Annotated in this window: 19 protein-coding genes; 4 read left to right on the forward strand and 15 right to left on the reverse strand. The window is 72.4% G+C overall.

All coding sequences use genetic code 11. From position 1 onward, the window contains the following. Positions 1 to 64 precede the first annotated feature (64 nt). From DDW44_RS29080 to pgm, 6 genes are all read right to left on the reverse strand, one after another. A complete protein-coding gene (locus DDW44_RS29080) occupies positions 65 to 976 on the reverse strand; it encodes an HAD-IIA family hydrolase (RefSeq protein WP_108908345.1) in 912 nt (303 codons plus the stop codon). Positions 977 to 1086: 110 nt separating this feature from the next. Continuing rightward, the gene (locus tag DDW44_RS29085; protein ID WP_108908346.1) at positions 1087 to 2325 is read right to left on the reverse strand and encodes a cytochrome P450 family protein; all 1239 of its coding nucleotides are present in this window, start codon (positions 2323 to 2325) and stop codon (positions 1087 to 1089) included. Continuing rightward, on the reverse strand, positions 2322 to 3359 hold the full coding sequence (locus DDW44_RS29090) for an amidohydrolase family protein (RefSeq protein ID WP_108908347.1): 1038 nt from the start codon (positions 3357 to 3359) through the stop codon (positions 2322 to 2324). The genes DDW44_RS29085 and DDW44_RS29090 overlap by 4 nt, the downstream gene beginning before the upstream one ends. After that, entirely contained in the window at positions 3356 to 4243 is an 888-nt protein-coding gene (locus DDW44_RS29095) for an NAD(P)-dependent oxidoreductase (RefSeq protein WP_017948620.1), read from the reverse strand. The genes DDW44_RS29090 and DDW44_RS29095 overlap by 4 nt, the downstream gene beginning before the upstream one ends. Next, positions 4240 to 4578 (reverse strand): antibiotic biosynthesis monooxygenase family protein, encoded by a 339-nt coding sequence (locus DDW44_RS29100; protein WP_017948621.1) that lies wholly within the window; start codon positions 4576 to 4578, stop codon positions 4240 to 4242. Before DDW44_RS29100 ends, DDW44_RS29095 begins: the two co-directional genes overlap by 4 nt. A gap of 848 nt (positions 4579 to 5426) precedes the next feature. Beyond that, positions 5427 to 7067, reverse strand: coding sequence for a phosphoglucomutase (alpha-D-glucose-1,6-bisphosphate-dependent) (gene pgm / locus DDW44_RS29105; protein ID WP_018890507.1), 1641 nt, complete (start codon positions 7065 to 7067; stop codon positions 5427 to 5429). Positions 7068 to 7323: 256 nt separating this feature from the next. Here pgm and DDW44_RS29110 point away from each other — a divergent pair, with 256 nt between their 5' ends. After that, a complete protein-coding gene (locus DDW44_RS29110; RefSeq protein ID WP_108908976.1) occupies positions 7324 to 7944 on the forward strand; it encodes an L-threonylcarbamoyladenylate synthase in 621 nt (206 codons plus the stop codon). Between the two features lie 226 nt (positions 7945 to 8170). On the opposite strand, the gene DDW44_RS29115 is transcribed toward DDW44_RS29110, so the two are convergent. From DDW44_RS29115 to DDW44_RS29135, 5 genes are all read right to left on the reverse strand, one after another. After that, positions 8171 to 9460, reverse strand: a complete 1290-nt coding sequence (locus tag DDW44_RS29115; RefSeq protein ID WP_108908348.1) for a sugar ABC transporter permease — start codon at positions 9458 to 9460, stop codon at positions 8171 to 8173. Further along, positions 9457 to 10251: an ATP-binding cassette domain-containing protein gene (locus DDW44_RS29120; RefSeq protein ID WP_037788385.1), complete on the reverse strand. Its 795-nt coding sequence runs from the start codon at positions 10249 to 10251 to the stop codon at positions 9457 to 9459. Before DDW44_RS29120 ends, DDW44_RS29115 begins: the two co-directional genes overlap by 4 nt. 66 nt (positions 10252 to 10317) lie before the next feature. Continuing rightward, positions 10318 to 11463 carry a sugar ABC transporter substrate-binding protein gene (locus DDW44_RS29125; protein ID WP_108908349.1) on the reverse strand — a complete coding sequence of 382 codons (1146 nt, stop codon included), beginning with the start codon at positions 11461 to 11463 and terminating at the stop codon, positions 10318 to 10320. A 143-nt stretch (positions 11464 to 11606) separates the two neighbouring features. Continuing rightward, positions 11607 to 12230 carry a TetR/AcrR family transcriptional regulator gene (locus tag DDW44_RS29130; RefSeq protein WP_017948627.1) on the reverse strand — a complete coding sequence of 208 codons (624 nt, stop codon included), beginning with the start codon at positions 12228 to 12230 and terminating at the stop codon, positions 11607 to 11609. Positions 12231 to 12334: 104 nt separating this feature from the next. After that, positions 12335 to 14392, reverse strand: coding sequence for a galactose-binding domain-containing protein (locus DDW44_RS29135; RefSeq protein ID WP_425275708.1), 2058 nt, complete (start codon positions 14390 to 14392; stop codon positions 12335 to 12337). 458 nt (positions 14393 to 14850) lie between these two features. On the opposite strand from DDW44_RS29135, the gene DDW44_RS29140 reads away from it, so the two are divergent. Then, the gene (locus DDW44_RS29140; RefSeq protein WP_018890513.1) at positions 14851 to 15042 is read left to right on the forward strand and encodes a hypothetical protein; all 192 of its coding nucleotides are present in this window, start codon (positions 14851 to 14853) and stop codon (positions 15040 to 15042) included. A 19-nt stretch (positions 15043 to 15061) separates the two neighbouring features. Here DDW44_RS29140 and DDW44_RS29145 read toward each other — a convergent pair whose 3' ends face one another. Next, positions 15062 to 16159 carry a glutamate--cysteine ligase 2 gene (locus DDW44_RS29145; RefSeq protein ID WP_108908350.1) on the reverse strand — a complete coding sequence of 366 codons (1098 nt, stop codon included), beginning with the start codon at positions 16157 to 16159 and terminating at the stop codon, positions 15062 to 15064. Between the two features lie 745 nt (positions 16160 to 16904). Between DDW44_RS29145 and DDW44_RS29150 the strand changes: the two genes are divergently transcribed. Continuing rightward, positions 16905 to 18041, forward strand: coding sequence for a phospholipase D-like domain-containing protein (locus DDW44_RS29150; protein WP_108908977.1), 1137 nt, complete (start codon positions 16905 to 16907; stop codon positions 18039 to 18041). Positions 18042 to 18150: 109 nt separating this feature from the next. On the opposite strand, the gene ppk2 is transcribed toward DDW44_RS29150, so the two are convergent. The 3 genes from ppk2 to DDW44_RS29165 form a co-directional block, all read right to left on the reverse strand. Continuing rightward, complete coding sequence (gene ppk2, locus DDW44_RS29155; RefSeq protein ID WP_108908351.1) at positions 18151 to 19272, reverse strand: polyphosphate kinase 2; 1122 nt, start codon at positions 19270 to 19272, stop codon at positions 18151 to 18153. Between the two features lie 117 nt (positions 19273 to 19389). Next, positions 19390 to 19737 (reverse strand): ribosome maturation factor RimM, encoded by a 348-nt coding sequence (locus tag DDW44_RS29160; RefSeq protein WP_017948633.1) that lies wholly within the window; start codon positions 19735 to 19737, stop codon positions 19390 to 19392. Between the two features lie 163 nt (positions 19738 to 19900). After that, positions 19901 to 20386: a DUF5709 domain-containing protein gene (locus tag DDW44_RS29165; RefSeq protein ID WP_425275676.1), complete on the reverse strand. Its 486-nt coding sequence runs from the start codon at positions 20384 to 20386 to the stop codon at positions 19901 to 19903. Positions 20387 to 20923: 537 nt separating this feature from the next. On the opposite strand from DDW44_RS29165, the gene DDW44_RS29170 reads away from it, so the two are divergent. Then, complete coding sequence (locus DDW44_RS29170) at positions 20924 to 22369, forward strand: glyceraldehyde-3-phosphate dehydrogenase (protein ID WP_026281764.1); 1446 nt, start codon at positions 20924 to 20926, stop codon at positions 22367 to 22369. Positions 22370 to 22544 lie beyond the last annotated feature (175 nt).

Below are 22544 nucleotides of genomic sequence, written 5' to 3' on the forward strand. Positions count from 1 at the left end.
CCGGGGTCTGCCCGACGGTTCCGCGTCGCCCCGGGAACCCCTCCGCGCGGGAGGCCCCGGACGGTCAGCCCTCCAGTCCCTCCGGTGGTCCCGGTCCTTCGGGTGGTTCCCATCCCCCCGGTGGTTTCGGTCCCGCCGGTGGTTTCGGTCCCGCCGGTGGTTCCGGTCCCGCCGGTGGTCCCGGCGGCTCCAGCCGCTCCAGCAGAGCCGGGAGATCGGCGAAGGAGTCCAGGACGTGGTCCGGCGTCCCCGACGCGTCCCGGTGCGTCCCGGGCCGGTACTTGCCCGTCCTGACCAGGACCCCGGTGAGCCCCTGGCGCTGGGCCGCCAGGACGTCGGACTCGATGTCGTCACCCACCATGAGCGTCCCGGCGGGGTCGGCGCCCAGGCGGTCCAGGGCCGCGGCGAAGAACGCCGGCGACGGCTTGCCGAGCACCACCGCCTCGGTGCCGGCCGCCGCCTCGAGACCCGCCAGGAACGCGCCCGAGTCGAGCTGGAGCCCCGCCTCGGTCCGCCAGTACAGGTTGCGGTGCATGGCCACCAGCCGTGCGCCGCGCTGGAGATGGGCGAACGCCCGGTTCAGTGCCGGGTAGCCGAACTCGGGGCCCGCGCCGCCGACGACGACCACGTCCGCGGGCGCGCCGTCCTCGGGGCCCACGACGGTGATGCCTTCGAGGTCGCCAGCGATGTCACCGCTGTTGAGCAGCAGGCAGCGCGCTCCCGGGAAGTGCGCGGCGAGATACACGGCGGTCGCCGCGGGCGCCGTGAGGATGTCGCCGGCGGTCACCGGGAAGCCGGCGCCGGCCAGCGCGTCGGCGACGGACGCGCGGGTGCGCGACGTGGTGTTGGTGACCAGGGCCAGCGGCACCCCCCGTTCCCGCAGGCGCTCCATCGCCGCGACCGCTCCCGGCAGCGGCTGGAAGGAGACGGTGAGCACACCGTCGATGTCGATCAGTACCGCGCCGACCCGTCGCATGGAACCGACCGTACCCGTGGGCGGGGGACGGGGCAGTGCGGGCACGGGGCCGCGGTGCGAGACCGGCTCGGGGGTACGGGCTCGCACCGCGGCGTTCGGGATGCCGCCGCTCAGGCGGCTGCGGGTTCCAGCACGACCGGCAGCTCGGTGAGGCCGCGGAAGGCCGGGAACGGCACCTCCATCCACGCCGGCTCCGCCTGCGGGTCGGCCGGCGCGATCCTCGGGAACCGCCCGAACAGGCCGCTCAGCGCCAGCTGGGTCTCCATCCGGGCCAGCGGTGCCCCCAGGCAGTAGTGACCGCCGTGCCCGAAGCCGATGTGGGCGGCGGTGCCCTGGCGGCGCACGTCGAACACGTCCGGGTTTTCGAACTTCAGCGGGTCGCGGTTGGCGGCGAGGAGCGAGATCTGCACCAGTGCGCCCTTGGGGATCCGGGTGCCGCCGATCTCCATGTCCTCGGTGGCGTACCGGAAGGTGGCGCTCTCGACCGAGCCGTCGAAGCGGACCAGTTCCTCCACCGCCGGGCCGATCAGCTCCGGGTCCTCCCGCACGGCGCGGAGCTGCGCCGGGTCGGCCAGGAAGTGGTGCACGGCGTTGCCGATGAGGTACGCGGTCGTCTTGTGCCCCGCGAACATCAGCAGGAAGGCCGTGGAGACCAGTTCGTTCCCGGTCAGCCCGCCCTCCTGGTCCTGGGTGGCGGCGAGCGCGCTGAGCAGGTCGTCACCCGGCCGGCGGCGCTTGCGGGCGACGAGTTCGGTGAAGTAGGCGTGGAGGTTCTCCTCCGCCTGCTGCTGGGCCCGCTTGAACTCCTCGCCGAAGCCCGTCTGCGCCACCGTGGTGGACAGTTCCTGCATCAGCGACCGCTCCTCGGGCGGTACGCCGAGCAGCTCGCAGATCACCGTGATCGGCACCGGGAAGGCGAACGCCGGCAGCAGGTCGAACGGCTCCCCGGTCGGGCACGCGTCCAGGAGCCGGTCCACGATGTCCTGGATCTTCGGCCGCAGGGCCTCGACCCGGCGCGGGGTGAACTCGGAGTTGACGAGCTTGCGCAACCGGGTGTGCTTGGGCGCGTCGGAGTTGAGCATGTTGTCGTCCAGCGCCACCGACGAGTCGCCGAAGATCCTCCGGTACGCGTCCATGGCCCCGTACATGTCCTTGCTCAGCCGGGGGTCCGACAGCGCCGCGCGGGCGTCCTCGTACCGGGTGATCAGGTACGTCTCGATGCCGTGCGGCGGTGTCATCGGGCAGACGGGACTGGTGTCCCGCAGGTGCGCGTACACCGGGTGCGGGTTCCGGCGGAACTCCGCGGTGCACCGCTCGGCTGCGGCGACGGGGTCGTGCGTCGTGGTCACGGACGGCTCCTGAGGTCGAAGAGGGCCTCGGCGTTGCCGCCGAGGATGCGCTGCTGGGCCGCCCTGTCGAGGGGCAGCTTCTCGATCATGCGGATGAGGTCCTCGAGGGGCACCGACAGCGGCGGCGAGTCGGTGCCGAACAGCATCCGCTCGGGCCCGAGCACCTCCGCGTTGAGGCTCAGATGGGCGGGGCTGAACGGGCTGGTGTCGACGTACATGCGGCGCAGTGCGGCGCCCGGGTCGGGCGACGCCTGGACGGTCGGCTCCGCGGCCCCCGGGGGCCGGCCGGACGGAGGCCGTCCGGACCGGGTCCCGCCGGCCCCCTGCCGGCCGGCCTCCGGCGGGGCGGAGGGCGGCGCGCCCCCGCCCCAGTGCCGGGGGCGTGCCGCCATCTGGAGGCGCTCCGGCAGCAGGGCCATGGCCCCGCCGCCGGTCGCGCCGATCAGCCGCAGACCGGGGTACTTGTCCAGCCACCCCGCGAAAGCGATCATGGCCATGCCCATGGTGACGTCGCCGAAACGGCCGATCTGCTCGACGAAGGCGATGTTCTCCACCCGCTCCGTGCCGATCGGTTCGGCCGGCGCGTGCACCATGACGGGCACTCCCACCTCGGCGGCCAGCGCGAAGAAGGAGTCCGCCCGCGGCGAGCCGAGCAGCTCACCGTGCACGCTGGAAGTGGTGATCAGGCCGACGAAGGCGGGGTCCGCCAGCGTCTCCCGTACCCCTTCCAGATGGTCGTCGTCCCCGAACGGGTTCGCGTACACGTACCCGCGCAACTGGTCCGGGAACTCGGTGATCAAGCCCGACATCCACGCGTGGAAGCCACGCAGCCGGTCGCGCGGTTGCTTGTAGTTGTCCACGCCCGGAACCCGCGCCATCGCCCCGGCGCCGACGGGGCTGCCGATGATGGTGAGGTCGATTCCGGCCTGGGCGCGGGCGGCGAGCATGCCGTCCACGTCGGTCAGGCTGGGGGGCATGGGGAAGCGTTTGGCCGCCTCCGGCGGGGACAGGTGTCCGTGGATGTCGATGATCATTTGTCGGTTCCCGGTTTCCGTGTGAGGGCGCGGGTGACCGCGGCGCAGTCCTCGTCACCGAACCCGTGCTCGGTGGCGCGGACATGGGTCTCCGCGGCCGCCGCGGTGAGCGGCAGGCTCAGGCCGGAGGCTTCGGCCTGCTCCGTTGCGAGCATGAGGTCCTTGGCCATCAGCCGCAGCCGGAAGTCCGGCTCCTCGAAGCGCCCCGAGGCGAGGCGCCGGGACTTGAACGACATGACCGGTGACGCGAAGCCGCTGCCCGCTATGGTGCGCAGGACCTGCTTCCGGTCGAGCCCGGAGGCGGCCGCCAGCTCGGCGGCCTCGGCCATCGCCTGCACCTCTATGCCCATCAGCAGGTTGAGGAGCAGCTTCATCCGCATGCCGGAACCGAGTGCGCCCAGATGGACGACCTCCTTGGCCAGCATCTCCAGCAGCGGCCGGCCTGCGGCGAAGACCCGCTCCTCGCCGCCCACGAACAGGCGCAGTTCGCCGTCGCGGGCGTGGTCGCGGTTGCCGAGCATGCCGACGTCCAGGACGGCGGGCGCGTCCCCGGCGAGGCGGACGACCTCGTCGGGCGCGACGGTGCTGGCGCAGATCAGGGCGCCGGGGTAGCCGCCCCGGGCCAGGATCCCGTCCGGGCCGCGCAGCACCGTCCGCAGGGCCTCGCCGTCGGCGACGGTGCAGATGGCGGCACTCGTGCCCTCGACCGCCTCGCTCGGGCGGGACGCCGCGAAGGCGCCCGCCCTGGCGAACGGCTCGGCACGCTCCGGGGTGCGGTTCCACACCCGGACCTGTATGCCTTGACCGAGGAGGCGTGAGGCCAGGCCGCCGCCCATGGTGCCGAGACCGAGGACGGCGACGGGGCCGTTCGTGGTGTAGGTCATGACGTCTCCTTCACGGTCTCCATGACGACTCGGAACCTCAGGGACTGCGTCGAGTCGACCCATTCGCGGAGCGGGGCCACCAGGGCGCGGTGGTCGTCGCTCTGCTGCCAGGCGAAGAAGTGCTCGGGAGTCTCCCACTCGCTGGTGATCACCCACTGACGGGAGTCGTCGACGGGCTCACCGAGCCGCTCGACGATGTGGCCGGGAGTGCCGGCGACGGACTTCCGGAGCTTGTCGTACATTTCCAGGAACCCCTCTTCGCCGCCCTCGATGACCCGGACCGCGAAAACCACGGACAGCCTGTCGTTCTGTCGGCCGTTCTGCACAGTGCCCATGTCTCCTCCTGATGGTGAGAACCGGCGGGACACGCTTTCTAAGGACTCATGGCCCCTGGGGGGCTGCAACTCCGAATGGCGGACACCCCAATGGGCGCAGGGGGTACCGCTCCGTGATTAGTCCATGCGGGTGAGTGACCAAAGGGTGCCGGACATGCGGGGCGAGGGCGTTCCGGGACCCCGTGAACCGGGTTGTGTTCCCCCTTCGGGCACCGGTCACCACACGGCCGGGCGGCCTGCCCGCCGTTCGGCTGTACGAAAGCCGCCCGATGGCCCAACGCCCGGGCGGCCGACCGGGCGCCTTGCGGCCGGGCCGGGGCAGGCGGGCCGGTTCCGCCGCCGCCCTCCGGCACTCCGGCCCGGAGTCCTTCGCGGGTGCCGTCCGGCCGTGCACTCCGGTCGCGCCGGTCGCCCCGTTCTGCTGGTCACTCCGTTCGCGCCGTTCGGCCCGTCCGTCCGTTCGCGCCGTTCGCGCTCTTGGGCCCGTCCGTCCGTGCGTGCCGTTCGCGTCGTCCGGCCCGCTCGCCATCACGCCGTGCACGTCGTGCACCGGCTCTCAGCGCACGGCACCACGGCCGCCGCCGGCCGGGCGAGCGGGGCCGTGAAGCGGCGGAGCGGGACGGCCGCGAGGACTCAGGCCGCGATGGCCACCCGCGGCCGGGGCCGCCGGGGCCGCCCGGTAGCGGGGAGCCCCGGCGCACCACGCGGGCCCGCGCGGTAAGAGCGCGCGGCCCGGGCGCCCCGTCCGCGACGCACCGGTTCCGTGCGGTTCGGCGCCGCGGGCCGCACGGGGCGGCGCCGGACACCCGCTGCCCGCCCCGCGGCCGGTGGGATCGGGAGCGGCGGGCTCAGCCGTGCAGCGCCGCCGCCACCACGGACCGCGCCTCCTCCTGCACCCGGGCCAGATGGCCGGACCCGAGGAACGACTCGGCGTACACCTTGTAGACGTCCTCCGTGCCCGAGGGGCGCGCCGCGAACCAGGCGCTGGCGGTGGTCACCTTGATGCCGCCGATGGGCGCGCCGTTGCCCGGAGCGTGGGTGAGCACGGCGGTGATCGGCTCCCCGGCCAGGGTGTCCGCGGTCACCTGCCCGGGGGAGAGCCGGCTGAGCACGGCCTTCTCCTCACGGGTGGCGGGAGCGTCGACCCGGGCGTAGGCCGGTTCGCCGAACCGCTCGGTGAGCGAGGCGTAGTGGCGGCTCGGCGACACCCCCGTCACGGCCAGCATCTCGGACGCGAGCAGGGCCAGCACGATGCCGTCCTTGTCGGTCGTCCACACCGAGCCGTCCCGGCGCAGGAACGAGGCACCGGCGGACTCCTCCCCGCCGAAACCGAGCGATCCGTCGAGCAGCCCGTCCACGAACCACTTGAAGCCGACCGGCACTTCGCGGAGCTCCCGGCCGAGATCGGCCGCCACCCGGTCGATCATGCCGGAGGACACCAGCGTCTTGCCGACCGCCGCTCCGGCCGGCCACTGGTCGCGGTGGCGGTAGAGGTACGAGATCGCGGCGGACAGGTAGTGGTTGGGGTTCATGAGCCCGCCGTCCGGGGTGACGATCCCGTGCCGGTCGGCGTCCGCGTCGTTGCCCGTGGCGACCTGGAACCGGTCGCGCTGCTCGATCAGCGACGCCATCGCGTGGGGGGAGGAGCAGTCCATCCGGATCCTGCCGTCCCAGTCCAGCGTCATGAACCGCCATGCCGGGTCGGTGAGCGGGTTGACGACGGTCAGATCGAGGCGGTGCTGCTCGGCGATCCGGCCCCAGTAGGCGACGGACGCCCCGCCGAGCGGATCGGCCCCGATGCGCACGCCCGCGGCGCGCACCGCGTCGAGGTCGAGCACCGACGGCAGGTCGGACACATAGGAGCCCAGGAAGTCGTACCGGCCGGTCGTCCCGGCGGCGAGCGCCCGGGACCAGGGGATCCGCCGGACGTCCTTCAGCCCGCCGGTGATGATCTCGTTGGCGCGTTCCTGGATCCAGCCGGTCGCCTCGGAGCCGGCGGGGCCGCCGTTCGGCGGGTTGTACTTGAAACCCCCGTCCGACGGCGGATTGTGCGAGGGCGTGACCACCACGCCGTCGGCCAAACCGGAGTCGCGGCCGCGGTTGTGGCCGAGGACGGCGTGCGAGACGGCCGGGGTGGGGGTGTAGCCGTCGGCCTCGTCGATCAGCACGGTGACCCCGTTGGCGGCGAGCACCTCGACCGCCGTCACCTTCGCGGGTTCGGACAGCGCGTGGGTGTCGGCCCCGAGGAACAGCGGCCCGTCGATGCCCTGCCGGCTCCGGTACTCGCAGATCGCCTGGCTGGTCGCGGCGATGTGGTCCTCGTTGAAGGCGGTGGCCAGGGACGACCCTCGGTGTCCCGAGGTGCCGAAGGCGACCCGCTGGGCGGGGTCCGCCGGATCGGGGTGCAGGGCGTAGTACGCCGTCACCAGCCGGGGCACGTCGATGAGGTCCTCCGGCCGCGCCGGCTGTCCCGCGCGCTCGTTCGGCATCCGTCCACTCCTCCGTATCGGTGGGTGCGATCAGGGCAGGTGTCATGATCGCTCGTCAGTCGCGGTTCGTCCGGTTGCCCCTCCGCACAGACGTGCCGGGGGGCGTCCCGAACCGGGCATGCCCAGCGTGGGTGCGGGCACGCGTGCCCGCACCCGATTCCCCGGAATCCGGCCCGCCGCCCGCGACGGCCGCCCCGGCCCGGAACGGCGTCGCCCGCCCGGGGGCGGGATCACCCCGATCACCTACACTCGCCGGATGGCGAAGTACTTCGACATCCATCCCGACAACCCGCAGCGCCGCACCATCGGTACCGTGGCCGACACCCTCCGGTCCGACGGGCTGGTCGTGTACCCGACGGACTCCTGTTTCGCCCTCGGCTGCCGCCTCGGCAGCCGGGACGGCATCGACCGGATCCGCTCGATCCGCGACCTCGACGACCGGCACCACTTCACCCTCGTGTGCCGGGACTTCGCCCAGCTCGGCCAGTTCGTGCACGTCGACAAGGACGTCTTCCGCGCGGTCAAGGCGGCCACCCCCGGCAGCTACACGTTCATCCTGCCGGCGACCAAGGAGGTGCCGCGCCGGCTGCTGCACCCCAGGAAGAAGACGGTGGGCGTCCGCATCCCCGGCCATGTCGTCGCACAGGCGCTGGTCGAGGAACTCGGCGAACCGCTGCTCTCCAGCACCCTTCTCCTGCCCGGCGAGGACGAGCCGATGACCCAGGGCTGGGAGATCAAGGAACGGCTCGACCACGTGGTGGACGCCGTGCTCGACTCGGGCGACTGCGGCACCGAACCCACCACCGTCATCGACTTCTCCGGCGGTGAACCGGAGATCGTGCGCCGGGGCGCCGGCGACACCGCGCGCTTCGAGTAGCGGGCCCCGCCCCCAGCCGGTCGCGTCCTCAGCGCAGTTGCAGGGCCCGCCCTTGCGCTGGTCGCGCCCGCGCTGGTCGCGCCCTCCGCGCCGGTCCCGCCGTCCGCGCGCTTCGAGTAGCGGGCCCCGCCCTCAGCCGGTCGCGTCCTCAGCGCAGTTGCAGGGCCCGCCCTTGCGCTGGTCGCGCCCTCCGCGCCGGTCCCGCCCGGCCCTGCCCCGGGTTGGGTCACGCTCTCCCGTGCGCCCGCTGCGCGCGGCGGGACAGGGAGTCGAGGACCACCGCGGCCAGCAGCACACCTCCGGTGATCACCGACTGCATCGGCGTCGGGATGCCCAGCAGGACCATGCCCGACGCGATCGACTGGATGACGAGCATGCCCAGCAGCACCGACCACGTCGTCCCGCGCCCGCCGAACAGGCTGACACCGCCGATCACGGCCGCGGCGATCGCGTTGATCAGCAGGATGCTGGAGCCGGACGTCTGGCCGACCGCGGCCACCCGGGAGGCCAGGAAGAGGCCGCCGACGGCGGCCAGCGTCCCGGACACCATGAACGCCGAGATCCGCAGCCACACCACGTTGATACCGGCTCGCCGGGCCGCCTCGCCGCCGCCGCCGACGGAGACGATCCTGCGACCGTAGTAGGTGCGCCGCAGGACGAAGTCCAGGCCGACGACGAAGACCAGGAAGACCAGCAGGGCGAGCGGCAGGCCCTGGAACCGGTTCAGGATCCAGGCGGCGCCGAACGCGACCACCGCCACCGCCGCCGTGCGCACGGCGATGACGCCGAACGGCCGGTACACCACTCCGACCGCACGGCGTCTGCGGGAGTCCCGGTACGACGCCAGGAGGAACACGGCCACGCTCAGCGCGGCCAGCCCGTAGGCGACCGCGACATCCCTGAAGTAGTAGCTGGTCAGCGCGTTGACAAAGCCCTCCTCGGGCAGGTTGATGGTGCCGCTGACGCCCAGCACGTACAGCATGAGACCGTTCCAGGCCAGCAGCCCCGCCAGGGTGACCACGAACGCCGGCACGCCGAGCCGGGCCGCGAAGAACCCCTGAGTCGCCCCGATCGCCGCACCCACCACCAGGGCGGCGAGGACGGCGGCCCACTCCGGCATGCCCTTGTTCACGTTGAGGACCGCGAACACCGCCGCGGTGAGCCCGCTGGCGGAGCCGACGGACAGGTCGACGTCGCCGAGGAGCAGGACGAAGACCAGACCGAGCGCGATCATGCCCGTGCCGACGATGTCGATGCTCAGGTTGGACAGATTGCGCGGCGAGAGGAACTGCTGGTCCAGGCTCTGGAAGACGATCCACAGCAGCGCGACGGCGACGGCTCCGGGGAGCGGCTCGAACTCGCCGCCGCGCATCCGGGCGGCGAAGCCGCGGGCAAGGCCGCCGAGACCCCCGCCGGTGTCCGCGCGGCGCTGGCCGCCGGGCGCGGCCCCGCTCCCCGCGCGGCCGTCAGCGGCCCTCGTTCCCCCGGTGCTTCCCGACGCCTCGGTCCGCCTCACCGCAGCACCTCCCCCCACCGGTCCCGGCGATGGGCCACCGCGTTGTTGGTGGCGCCGGTCATGGAGGAGACGATCTGCTCCTGTGAGGTGGTCGGCACGCTGAAGAAGCCGTTGTTGCGGCCGAGGTGCAGCACCGCGACCTGGTCCGCCACGGCCTTCACGTCCCCCAGGTTGTGGCTCACCAGGAGCACGCCGAGACCGCGGTCCCGCAGCCGCTCGATCAGGTCGAGGAACTGGGCGGTCTGCCGGACGCCCAGCGCGGCGGTGGGTTCGTCCAGGATCAGCAGCCTGGGTTCGCCGAGCAGCGCGCGGGCGATGGCGACCGTCTGCCGCTGGCCGGCGGACAGGGTGGCGACCGGCACCCGGAAGTTGGGCAGGCGGGTCGACAGCGACTCCAGTACGTCCAGCTCCTGGGCCCGTCGTTCCATGGCCACCTCGTCGAGGACGGCTCTTCCGCCGAGTTCGTGCCCGAGGAAGATGTTGCCGACGACGTCGAGCGTCTCGCACAGGGCGAGGTCCTGGTAGACGCTGGCGATGCCCAGGGCCTGGGCGTCGCGGGGGCGGGCGATCCGCACAGGGCGGCCGTTCCACTCGACCACGCCCTCGTCGGCGGGACCGACCCCGGTGATCACCTTGACCAGCGTGGACTTGCCCGCCCCGTTGTCGCCGACCAGGGCGACGACCTCCCCGGCGTGGATGTCCAGCTCGACGTCGGACAGTGCCCAGACGGCGCCGAACCGTTTGCAGATGCCCCGCATCGCCAGGAGTGGTGCGTTCGGCACATGAACCATCTCCTTCGCCCGTCCCGTGCTTCCGGCCCGGGTGCACCGCACGAGGGGTGGGTGCGGGCCCAGCGGCTACCCGGTGAGTCCCGCCTTCCGGCAGGCGGCCTCCAGCGCCGGGGTGCAGATCTGGCCGACGCTGTAGAGGCCGCTCTTGACCACGGTGTCCTTGACGTTGGCCGCGGTCACGGCCACGAGGGGCCCGAGGACCGCGGGGATGTCGTCGTTGGTGCCGTTGCTGACGCGGTCCTTGGCGATGTCGTCGAGCTTCTCGCCGCGGCCCAGGGCGACCGCCATCCTGGCGGCGGCCTCGGCCTCCGCCTCGAAGGACTTGTAGACGGTCACGTACTGCTCGCCCTTGACGACCCTGCGGACGGCGGACAGGTCGGCATCCTGCCCGGTGACGGGCGGCAGCGGCTTGACCCCGGCCGCCTTCAGCGCGGTGACGATGCCGCCCGCCAGCCCGTCGTTCGCCGACAGCACCCCGTCGATGCGGTCCGGCCCCAGCTCGGCGATGGCCGCGGACATGTTCCGGAAGGCGTTCTCCGGTATCCATCCGCCGGTGTAGTAGGACTTGGCGATCTTCACCTTGCCCTCCAGGACGGAGAGCGCGCCCTTGCGCAGATCCCGGGTGTTGGGGTCGGTGGGGTCACCGTTCATCATCACGATCTCGCCGCCGCGGGCCTTGGGGCCCATCGCCTTGAGGAGCTCCTGCGCCTGGATCCTGCCGATCTCCTCCGAGTCGTAGCTGGAGTACGCCGAGACGGGCCCGTCGGCCAGGCGGTCGTACGAGACCACCGGCACGTTCGCGTCCCGCGCCCGCGCGACCGAGGAGCGCAGCGCCTTGTCGTCGACGGGGTCGAGGATCAGGACCTTGGCCCCTTTCGCGATCATGGACTCGATCTGCTGCTGCTGGGTGGCCACATCGGCGGAGGCGTAGGCGTGCAGCAGCGTGCAGCCGGGGCAGAGCTCCTTGACCTTCGCCTGAATGAGGGGTTTGTCGGCGGTCGCCCAGCGGGCGGTGTGGACGTCGGGGAGCAGCAGCCCGATCGTGAAGCCGCCCTCGCCCGAGGCGTCCCCGGTGCCCCCGCCCGCCTCGCCGGCCGCTCCGCAGGCCGTGAGCGCGGCGAGCGAGGCGGCAGCGGTCGTGGCGGCCAGGGCGCGGGCGGTACGGCCCCGCGTCCAGGGTGCGCCTGCGCCGAGCCCGCTGCGTCCCCGCACGCGGTGAAAGGGAACCGGCATAGTCCCCAATGTATGGGAAAATGGGAAAAACGAGCTGCCGGGCGAAGGCCGTGGGCGGCCGCTCCGGTGCGGGCCGGCGGCCCCGCCGCGCGGGGTCGCGGGGCGGGCGCGTCGCGTGGCCGTCAGACGGCCCGGGGCGCGACCGGCAGGGTCTCGTCGTGGACGAGGTGCACGACCTGGTCGGCGATCGTGTCGAGGACGTCCGACGCGGCCGTCTCGTCGCCTAGGACCAGGAAGTTCAGCGTGAGCCCGTCGGTCATGACGGCCAGATAGTGCGCCAGGACCGGCACCGGGACCCGCAGCCGCAGTCCCATGTCGTGCCGCAGCTGGGTGATGAGCTCGATGAACGTGTCCGTGTACAACTCGTACTGACGGCGCGCCAGATGCTCGAACCCGGGTTGGCGCAGCGCGTACTGGGTGAGTTCGTAGGTGAGCATGTGCTCACCGGGGTGGGCGCACACATGGTCCCAGTAGGCCTGGAATCCCGCGCGGACGGTCTCCCGCAGGGTGGCCCGGGGCCGGATCGCCTCCCGCACCACGGCGATGTAGTGCTCGGTGATCGCCTCGATGACGGATTCCAGCAGTTCCTGCTTGGAGCCGAAGCAGTAGTGGAAGACGCTCAGCGACACGTCCGCCTCGGCGGCGATCGACCGTGTCGTCGTCCTGGGTACACCGTCACGGGTCATCGCCCGGATCGCTGCCTCGACGAGCTGCCGGCGCCGTTCGGCCGACGGCATCCGTGCCATGCGGTTCTCTCTTCCCGTGCTGTGCTGTGCTGCGCAGTGGCCGGGGGCCGGCCGGATCGGCTGGATCCGGCCGGCCCCGGCCGGCGGCTCGCTCGGGCGGCGGCTCAGCTGCCGTAGACGCCGACCTCGTACAGGGAGTAGCCCCACTTGGTGCCGCGCTCCAGTCCCTGGATGCGCACATGGCGGGCGGTCGTCCCGGCGAACCGGGCCGTGTCCAGGCCGCCGTCACCGGCCGTCGTGGACCACACCGGCCGCCAGTTCGTGCCGTCCGAGGACACCTCCACGCGGTAGGCCTTCCCGTAGGCGCGTTCCCAGTCGAGGGTGACCCGTGCGACCAGGGCCGGTGCGCCGAGATCGATCCGGAGCCACTGCCCGTCGCTCCAGTCGCTCGCCCAGCGGGTACCCGCCTTCCCGTCGACGGCCCGGCCGGGGGCGTAGCTCGTGAAGAGGCTCCACTCCGACGAACTGGCGGAGGCCGGCGCGCCCGCGGCGAGGTTCACCCCGGACTTGTGCCGCTCGGAGGCGCCCCAGGTGCCGAGGTAGGACTCCGCTCCCTTGAAGAGGTCGTCCACGACGCCCTGTCCGCCGACGATCCGTACGTCCTCCAGCCAGTCCGGGATCAGGCCGTAGTGCGCTGCGCCGTCGGTGTTGATGTCCCAGGTGCGCTCGCCGGTGGTCTGCCGGTCGAGGACGGAACCGCCGTCGGCGCTGCGGAAGGGGTAGCGCACCGGGTTGGCGGTGTCGGCGCCCCGCGGGCCAGGCCAGCCGCCGACGCCGTTCATGTCGCTGCCGTAGCCGTATCCGACGCCGTACTTGTCGCGCAGCGCGTCCGTGCGCTCGGCCTCGGCGCTGAAGTGCTCGGAGCCGTGCATGTACTGGGCGATGAACCCGCCGAGCCGGTACACCCGCTCGGTCCAGTCCATGTCCATCCAGCTGTGCGACGAGATCACGCCGGGGTACGACTCGGCCTCGAGGATGTCGAACGCCCGGCCCGCGGCCTTGACGCTCATATGGTCGATCTCCAGCATCATCTTGCGCTTCACCATGCCGCGCAGGGCGTACTCGCCGAGTTCGGTGAGCCCGCGGGTGTTGCACTGCGCGTCCGCGGCGTACGACGGGACCTTCACGCCCGGCGGGAGTTCCTTCTCGGCGCCGGGGGCCGACGCGAGGCCGATGGGGTTGTCGCGCTGCGGCCCGGTGCACTTCTCCGTCTTCCAGAAGGTGCCCGTCGAGAGGAACTGGCCGACGTTGATGGCGGTGCCCTGGGTGCCCGAGTCGAACCGCACTCCGCACAGCGCGTTGTCGAACTTGTGGCAGAGGAACATGCTCCGCACGCCGAGCCCGTGGAGCTCGTCGAGACCGCGGTCGATGTCGTCCCTGTCGCACTGGGCCACGTCGAGGATCTGCTTGCACCCGAACGGCTCGGAGGTCTCCACCCCGAGCACCACGGCCAGTTTGCCCTGCTCGATCACCTGCCGGGCCTGCGCGGAGTCGGTGACGATCCGGAAGAAGCCCTTGCCCGGCCCGCCGTAGATCCCGTCGATGTACGCCTGCATCTCGTACGTCTTCCGCGCCTGCAGGCGGATCGAGGTCATCTCGTCGCAGCTGCGGTCCTTGAAGAAGTACACCGAGCAGATCACGCCGTTGGTGACCAGGTCGTTGACGAGGACGCGCTGCCCGCCGCGCCACGCCCGCTCGATCCAGGCGTAGTAGTTCTGCTGGTGGGTGAGCGAGTCGTGGGCCGGCCAGTCCTTGAACGTCGGCCAGCCGTCGGGGTCGTGGCGCCCGTCGCCGCCCTTGGTGATGAAGTCGAACACCGCGAGCGAACCGTCGGGGTAGTGCTCCGGGCAGTCCTTGAGGGCGTCCGCGATGCCCTGGTCGGAGAAGGCCTTGCCGCAGATGAGCCGACCGCCGAACGCCTCGTTCGACATGATGTGGTTGTGCGCGTCGACGAAGCCGCGCACCTTTCCGTCCGGGCCGGTGCCCTTGAAGGGCTCGCCGGAGACGTCGATCCGGGAGTCGGGCACGGGCCGGGCGTCCGGGACCCACCAGCCGGACTCCGCCGAGGACCCCGGAGCCGTGCCGAGCACCAGGGCCAGCGCGGTGAGGAGCAGGATCACCACCGCGAGGGGTCCACGGCGGCGACGCGAGAGCCGTTTCATCGTCATCACCCAAGCCTTCGCTGAGCGGACGGGGCCGGGGCCGAGTCCGTCCGGAGCCGGGACCTTCCGCCGAGATCCCCTGTCATGACCCGTGCAAGCGGTGCGACGAGGATCGCGACTGTCACACAAACAGTCAATAGTCCGGGACAAGCGACCTGATGGCCTCGGCGGCCGGTCGACGACCGCGGTGAACAGGGGGGGTTGGGCCGTGTACGGGCATCGCGGCGTCACCGGATCGCACCGCCCCGGTCCCGGGCATCCGCGCGGCGCGCCGCCCCGGTCCCGCGGCGTCCGCTCGGCTCGGCGTGCCGCCCCGGTCCCGCGGCACAGGGTGACGGGGGCGACCGGGGTGACCGGGGCGACGCACCACCCCGTGGCGGTTACGGAAACGTCACCGAAGCGGACGTTCGCCGCGCGCTCCGGCGGCAATGCGAGCACCACACCACGAGGGGACGCCCATGATTCTCACCGCCGTGCTCATACCTCCCGCGCTGCTGCTCCTGATCATCGCCATGGACCACCTGGAGGACCGGTTGTTCGCGGTCCCGGAAAGCCCCCGGCCCGCCCGGCGGCGACGCCGTCCGCGGCTCCTGCCGCGCCGCCGGCCCGGGCCGGACGAGATCGAGCAGCCCCTTCCCGAGGCCGCCTGACCGCGGCGGCCCGGCCGGCTCAGCCCTGGGTGCGCCGCACGCACTCGGCGACGACCTCGCGGAGGTTGCCCGTGCGCGCCAGCAGTTCCCGCTGCACCCGCGCGCCGTTGCCCTCCGAAAGGAGGGTGTCGAGCCCCTGCCGGGCGGCCGCCAGATCCCCGGTGGCCTCGAGGGCGTCCCGTACGTGGTCGAAGAGCGCACGCACCACGGCCTCCGCCGGCGCCGGCCGCATCGTCAGGGGATGGACCAGTTCGTGCTCCAGCCCGTACCGTCCCGCCTGCCAGGCGGCCAGCCGCAGCAGCGCCGTCCCGTGCCGGGCCGGCGGCTCGCCCTTGTGCCACTCGCGGGCGGCCGTCTCCACCAGCCCCCGGGACAGGGTGGCGAGCAGCACCGTCGTGGCGGGGGACAGGCAGACGTCCGCGACCCTGATCTCGACCGTGGGATAGCGGTGGGAGAGCCGGGCGTCGAAGTAGATCATGCCCTCGTCGCGCAGCACACCGGTGCCCAGCAGGTCCCGCACCTGCTCGTGGTAGCGCTGAGCCGAGCCGAAGACCTCCACGGGACCGGCGGACGGCCACCGGCCCCAGACCTGGCTGCGGTACCCGGCGTACTGCGTGTCCTTGCCCTGCCAGAACGGGGAGTTGGCGCTCATCGCCATGAGCACGGCGAGCCACGGCCGGACACGGTCCAGGACCGCCACGCCTTCCTCGTCGGAGTCCACCGAGACATGCACATGGCAGCCGCTGGTGAGCTGTTCCTGCGCGGTCAGGCCGAACCTCTCGCCCAGCCAGCGGTGCCGCTCGCCGAAGCCCATCGAAGGGCTGACGGGCAGCGGGGACGTGGCCAGCGCGGCGACCGCCCCGCCCATCCTCTCCGCGTGACGGGCGGCCTCGGCCCGCCACCCCCGGATCTCCTCGGCGATGTCCTCCATGGCGACATGCGGCCGGGTGGCGAACTCCAGCTGCTCCCGGTGCAGCTCCTCCTCGAAGACCTCGTCCTCGTCGCGACGGACGGCCTCCCGGGACGCGGCGGCCAGCACGGCCGTCGACAGGGCCCGGGGCTCACCGCTCTCGGCGTCCACCAGCAGCATCTCTTCCTCGACACCCACACTGCGCACGACTACTGCCCTTCTTGCGGTCCGGCCGCTCCTGCTTCCTGTGTACCCGGGCGCTCCAGCCGTCCGGAGCGCCCGGCTCCGGGCGGCGGGTCGCGTCCGGTGGCGGACGGATGCCCCGCGATCGGTCGGCGACACCTCACCGGGCCGGTGCGTCCTCGCCGGTCGGCGGCCGGGTTCGCCCGCCGGAGTGGCGGGCCGGACTTCTCCCCGCGGCTCGCTCCGGACTTCTCCCCGCAGCTCTCCCCGTGCTTCTCCCCGGACCGCCGCGGCGGCAGTCCGGGGGCTCCCGGGCCGGGGCGGGCCGCCCGGCCATGCGTGGGCAGGGGAGAGGCTCCCCGGAGGCCTCCTCTCGGGCGCCGCGCGCCGCGCCCGCGTGCCTCCGGTGCCCTCACGCGCCTCACGGGCCTCACGCGCCTCACGCGCCGGCATCGCGGCGCGGCCCGGCGAGGCCACGGCCGGCGCCGCCACCGGCGGTGATGTGTGCAGGTCCCGCCCTCGCGGGCCCCGCTCCCCTTCGCTACAGTGCGCTCGAAGCCGTACCGCACCGCGCCGCCGATCCCGCTGCGGACCAGCCCCGTCGGCCGTCGCCCCCGCCACGCCGGAGACGACGCCGTTCCGCCGAACCCCGCCGCCAGGAGACGCCGTGACTTCCGACGACGCCATACGCCCCGCCCCAGCCCCCGCCTCTGCCCCAGCGCCTTCCTCCACCTCCGCCCCAGCCCCTGCCTCCGCCGCGGCGCAGCGGCTGCGCCGCAGGCTCGAGCGGTTGATCGGCGTGGCGGCCACCGAGGGCAACCACCTCGTACCACTGCGCAACGGGCGCGAGATATTCCCCACCATGCTGGACGCGATCCGGTCCGCCGAGCACACCGTCGACATGATGACCTTCGTCTACTGGCGGGGGCAGATCGCGCGCGACTTCGCCGGCGAGCTCGCCGACCGGGCGCGGGCCGGGGTGCGTGTGCGGCTGCTGCTCGACGGCTTCGGGGCGAAGGAGATCGAACAGGACCTGCTGGACGGCATGGACGACGCCGGTGTGCAGATCGCCTGGTTCCGCAAGCCCGTGTGGCTGTCGCCGTTCAAGCAGAACCACCGCTGCCACCGCAAGGCCCTGATCGTGGACGAGCACACCGCCTTCACCGGCGGGGTGGGCATCGCCGAGGAGTGGTGCGGAGACGCCCGCAACCCGGGGGAGTGGCGCGACACCCATGTCCAGGTCCGGGGCCCCGCGGTGGACGGCATAGCGGCGGCGTTCGCCCAGAACTGGGCCGAGTGCCACGACGAGCTGTACGACGAGCACGACCGGTTCGCCGAGCAGCCCCAGTGCGGCGACTCGGTGGTGCAGGTGGTCCGCGGCTCGGCGAGCATCGGATGGCAGGACATGCAGACGCTGATCCGGGTCATGCTCACCTCCGCCGAGAAGCGCTTCCGGCTGGCGACCGCGTACTTCGCGCCCGACGCGTTCTTCGTCGACCTGCTGTGCCGCGCCGCGCGCCGCGGTGTGCGGGTGGAGATCCTGCTCCCCGGCCCGCACACCGACCAGCGCGCCTGCCAGCTCGCGGGCCAGCACCACTACACGACGCTGCTCGACGCGGGTGTGAGCATCCGGCAGTACCAGCCCACCATGATGCACGCCAAGATCATCACGGTGGACTCGGTGGCGTCCCTGATCGGGTCGACCAACTTCAACCGGCGCTCGATGGACCACGACGAGGAGGTGATGCTCGCCGTCCTCGACGAGTCCTTCACCGCGGTCCTCGACAAGCACTTCGACGAGGACGCCGAGCGCAGTGTGGACATCGATCCCGCCCGCTGGAAGCGGCGTGCGGCCGTCCAGCGCGTCAAGGAGGCGTCGGTCGCCCCGATCCGGCGGTTCCTGTAGCGCGGGGCCACGCCGCGGGCCCGCTCACGGGCGCGGCCCCGCCGGGCGCCGCCCTCCCGCGGCGGGGCCGCCGGGGCCGCACCCCGGCACCCACCGGTGCCACCCCGGCTCACCGCCGCCCGGGATGCTTGCCGGGCCCGTCGTCGTGCGGCGCCAGGGGAGTGGGGGTCAGGTCGGCGGGCTCCTCGCCGCGCTCCAGCAGGGTGTCCGCGGCGCCGATGATCAGCGGGTCCGCCTGCCCGACGGCCTCCGGGTCCTTGTCCGCGTAGTCGGCGCGGAGCAGCAGATGGCGGATGGCCTCCAGCCGGCCGCGCCGTTTGTCGTTGTTCTTCACCACGGTCCACGGTGCGTGGGGCGTGTCGGTCTCCCGGAACATCTCGACCTTGGCCCGGGTGTAGTCGTCCCAGCGGTCCAGCGACGCGAGGTCGGTGGGGGAGAGCTTCCAGCGGCGCACGGGGTCGACCTGGCGGATCGCGAACCGGGTGCGCTGCTCGCTGCGGGACACCGAGAACCAGAACTTCACCAGCATGACGCCGTCGTCCGTCAGCAGCCTCTCGAAGACGGGCGCCTGGGCGAGGAAGTGCCGGTACTGCTCGGAGGTGCAGAAGCCCATCACCCGCTCCACGCCCGCCCGGTTGTACCAGGAGCGGTCGAAGAAGACGATCTCACCGGCGGCGGGGAGATGGGACACATACCGCTGGAAGTACCACTGGCCGGACTCCCGTTCGGTGGGCTTGTCCAGGGCCACGACACGGGCGCCCCGCGGGTTGAGGCGCTCGGTGAAGCGCTTGATCGTGCCACCCTTGCCCGCGGCGTCGCGTCCCTCGCACACGACGACCATGCGCACACCGTTCTCCCGCACCCACTTCTGCAGCTTCAGCAGCTCGATCTGCAGCACCCGCTTCTCGCGCTCGTAGCGCTTGCGGCTCAGCTTCCGGTCGTACGGGTGGTTCTCGCGCCAGGTGTCGATGGGCGTGCCGTCGCCGTCGAGCAGGATCGGCTGCTCGGGGCGGGCGTCGTCGATCCGCAGGCCCCTGAGCAGCGCGGTGTCCGCTCCGGTCGTGGCCGTGGCGGCAGTCGCAGCCGTATCCGTAGCCGTAGCCGTGGGTGTGGTCGCGGTCGTCGCCGTGTCCGGGGTGCCGGGTCTCCTCGGCGCGGGCGGGCCCTGCCGGCTCCCCGGCCCGCCCGCCTCCTCGGCTCGTGGGCTCGCGCCGTGACGCTGCCGGTCCATGGCGCGTTCTCCTCTCTCGTGCGTCCGGGATCTGTGCGTGGACCGGTTCGCGCACAGCGCGCCGGGGCACGCCCCGCGGTACGGGACGTGCCCCGGCCGCCGGCACCGGCCGGCGGCTCAGTGGCCGGAGCTGTAGTAGCCGCCGAGCTGGTCGCGGTAGGCCGGGTCGCCGAGATGCTTGTCCTTGTCGAACTCCGGCGCGGCCTTGATCTCGTCCTTCGTGCGGGACACGATGATCCGCCGCTCGTCGTGGTCGACGACCGTGATGGTGCCGGCGGGCAGCAGCACCTCCTTGCCGAAGATCCACGTACCGGTGTCGACGACGATGTACTGGGAACCGACCTCGTTGGAGTGCTTGTCGACCTTGCCGATGTTCCCGTCGGTCGCCTCCACCCGATAACCCGTCAGGTCGTCGTCGCGGTTGTGCCCGCTGGTCGGTACGTAGGCCCACATGTGCTCGCTCACGGGTGCTCCTCACCTCGGCATGTTGCTACGGGCATCCTCTGGGCGTACGGGAACTCCGGTACGAAACCCGCGCTTCCCGCCACCGGTCGTCCGCTTGCCCCGCTTCGCGGACGGCACACCCGTCAGCCCGCCCGGGGGATCGTCCCGGAGTGAGACAGCCGTGTCACGGCCCGCCGAAGGGCGGTTCGCCGCGGTCCTCCTCGACCACGACGTGCATCGCCGCCTCCTCGGCTCCGGCCGCACCGGCGTCGATGCCCACATCGCCGGCGAAGAGCTGCTTGTCCGTGGTCGGGCGGGTCCCCTCGTCGGGGGCCACCAGCCGCCCCGCCCGTACGCTGCCGACCTCGTCGTCGATCGGCTCCCCCTCGCCGCCCGGCAGGTCGCCGATGCCGTCCGAGTCGTCCGCCGCGACGTCGGGGAGCTCCACCGCCAGCCGCTGGTCGAGGCTCTCGCCCTCGCGCTGCTCCGCCACCGTCGTCCCCACCCGGTCCACGCCGAGCGGCCGCTCCGGCGGGGAGTAGCCCTGGTCGAGGATCTCGTCGTAGTCCGGCTCGTCCAGTGCGTCCTCGAGGTCCAGGTGGGCCGCGTCGCCCTGCTCCTCGTTGGAGCCGGTCGGCTGGTAGACCTCGTCCGCCATGCTGTCGCTCATGATCGTCTTCTCGCTCCGCGGAGCTCCGACCTGCGGAGGGCGTCGCACTCCGGCCGGAGCGCCTCTCGTCGTTCGCGGCCCGGCGGCCTGCCCGGGCCGATGGCGATGCCGGTCCCGGCGGGCACGGCTCGTCCTGCCGGGCTGATCCGGTTCCCGTGGAACCCCGTGCCCCCTATGCGCAAGCGTAGTGCCGTGACCGGAAGGGTTCACCGGCTCGCGGGGACCCGCAGGTCACCTCGGTGTGCTGCCGCATCACCCGGGTGTGCCCGTAGCGGGGCGATCCCCGGCGGTGCGGCCTGCCGCACCCGTCCCACTCCTCCCACCCGCCCCGTCTGAACCGCCCGGTGCCGCCGGTCCCTCCGGTCCCGTGTCCAGGTCGCCGGTCCCGTTCGTCGGCGCCGGTCCCGTGCCGACGTCCTTCAGGTTCCGTTCCACGGCGCCGGTCCCGCCGCCGCGGGCGCCCGGCCGGGCCCCTCTGAAGGACCGAATGAAGGGCGGGTTAGCATATGAGCACCGCCTAGCTCGAAAGATAAATCTGTGACTGTCAATGAGGACTCGTTCACAAACTGGAAGCATCGCGAGGAGATCGCGGAGTCGATGATCCCGATCATCGGGAAGCTGCACCGTGAGCGGGACGTCACCGTCCTGCTGCACAGCCGCTCCCTGGTGAACAAGTCGGTGGTCAGCATCCTCAAGACCCATCGGTTCGCCCGCCAGATCGCCGGCGAGGAACTCTCGGTCACCGAGACGATGCCGTTCCTGAAGGCCCTCGCCGCGCTCGATCTCGGGCCCTCCCAGATCGACATCGGCATGCTCGCCGCCACCTACCGGACCGACGACCGCGGCCTCTCGGTGGAGGAGTTCACCGCGGAGGCCGTCGCCGGTGCCACCGGCGCCAACAAGATCGAGCGCCGTGAGCCGCGCGACGTCGTGCTCTACGGCTTCGGCCGCATCGGCCGGCTCGTGGCCCGGCTGCTCATCGAGAAGGCCGGCTCCGGCAACGGCCTGCGGCTGCGCGCCATCGTCGTCCGCCGGGGTGGTGACCAGGACATCGTCAAGCGGGCGTCGCTGCTGCGCCGGGACTCGATCCACGGCCAGTTCCAGGGCACGATCACCGTCGACGAGGCGAACAGCACGATCGTCGCCAACGGCAACGAGATCAAGGTCATCTACGCCGGCGACCCGTCGGAGGTCGACTACACGGCCTACGGCATCAGGGACGCCATCCTCATCGACAACACGGGCAAGTGGCGGGACCGCGAGGGCCTGTCCACGCACCTGCGCCCCGGCATCGAGAAGGTCGTCCTCACCGCCCCGGGCAAGGGCGACGTCCCGAACATCGTGCACGGCGTCAACCACGACACGATCAAGCCGGACGAGCAGATCCTGTCCTGCGCGTCCTGCACCACCAACGCCATCGTCCCGCCGCTGAAGGCCATGGCGGACGAGTACGGGGTGCTGCGCGGTCACGTGGAGACCGTCCACTCGTTCACCAACGACCAGAACCTGCTGGACAACTACCACAAGGCCGACCGCCGCGGCCGTTCCGCGCCGCTCAACATGGTCATCACCGAGACCGGCGCCGCCTCCGCCGTGGCCAAGGCGCTGCCCGACCTCAAGGCGCCGATCACCGGCAGCTCGATCCGCGTCCCCGTCCCGGACGTCTCGATCGCGATCCTCAGCCTGCGGCTCGGCCGTGAGACCACCCGCGAGGAAGTGCTGGACTACCTCCGCAACGTGTCGCTGACCTCGCCGCTCAAGCGCCAGATCGACTTCATCACCGCCCCCGACGCGGTCTCCAACGACTTCATCGGCTCGCGCCACGCGTCGATCGTCGACGCCGGGGCCACGAAGGTCGACGGCGACAGCGCGATCCTCTACCTCTGGTACGACAACGAGTTCGGCTACTCGTGCCAGGTGATCCGCGTCGTCCAGCACGTCTCCGGGGTGGAGTACCCGACCTACCCGGCGCCGGTGGCCTGACCCCACGGTCCGGCCCCGGCGGTCCCGGCACCGCCGGCCTGATCGTCCCGTGTCCGGACGTACTCCCGGACGTGTGTCCCGGGCGTGCGTCCCGAACATGCGTTTCGGCCGGGTGTCCCGGTGGGCAGCCTCGCCCACCGGGACACCCGGCCCGGCACCGGGGGACAGCGGCCCG

It is taken from the genome of Streptomyces tirandamycinicus, assembly GCF_003097515.1.
In the GTDB taxonomy this organism is placed as follows: domain Bacteria; phylum Actinomycetota; class Actinomycetes; order Streptomycetales; family Streptomycetaceae; genus Streptomyces; species Streptomyces tirandamycinicus.

Bases quoted from the DNA above. Each gene is read 5' to 3' on its own strand.
- DDW44_RS29080 (WP_108908345.1), bottom strand. From the start codon at position 976: ATGCGACGGGTCGGCGCGGTACTGATCGACATCGACGGTGTGCTCACC.
- DDW44_RS29090 (WP_108908347.1), bottom strand. From the start codon at position 3,359: ATGATCATCGACATCCACGGACACCTGTCCCCGCCGGAGGCGGCCAAA.
- DDW44_RS29095 (WP_017948620.1), bottom strand. From the start codon at position 4,243: ATGACCTACACCACGAACGGCCCCGTCGCCGTCCTCGGTCTCGGCACC.
- DDW44_RS29100 (WP_017948621.1), bottom strand. From the start codon at position 4,578: ATGGGCACTGTGCAGAACGGCCGACAGAACGACAGGCTGTCCGTGGTT.
- pgm (WP_018890507.1), bottom strand. From the start codon at position 7,067: ATGCCGAACGAGCGCGCGGGACAGCCGGCGCGGCCGGAGGACCTCATC.
- DDW44_RS29110 (WP_108908976.1), top strand. From the start codon at position 7,324: ATGGCGAAGTACTTCGACATCCATCCCGACAACCCGCAGCGCCGCACC.
- DDW44_RS29120 (WP_037788385.1), bottom strand. From the start codon at position 10,251: ATGGTTCATGTGCCGAACGCACCACTCCTGGCGATGCGGGGCATCTGC.
- DDW44_RS29130 (WP_017948627.1), bottom strand. From the start codon at position 12,230: ATGGCACGGATGCCGTCGGCCGAACGGCGCCGGCAGCTCGTCGAGGCA.
- DDW44_RS29135 (WP_425275708.1), bottom strand. From the start codon at position 14,392: ATGAAACGGCTCTCGCGTCGCCGCCGTGGACCCCTCGCGGTGGTGATC.
- DDW44_RS29140 (WP_018890513.1), top strand. From the start codon at position 14,851: ATGATTCTCACCGCCGTGCTCATACCTCCCGCGCTGCTGCTCCTGATC.
- ppk2 (WP_108908351.1), bottom strand. From the start codon at position 19,272: ATGGACCGGCAGCGTCACGGCGCGAGCCCACGAGCCGAGGAGGCGGGC.
- DDW44_RS29165 (WP_425275676.1), bottom strand. From the start codon at position 20,386: ATGAGCGACAGCATGGCGGACGAGGTCTACCAGCCGACCGGCTCCAAC.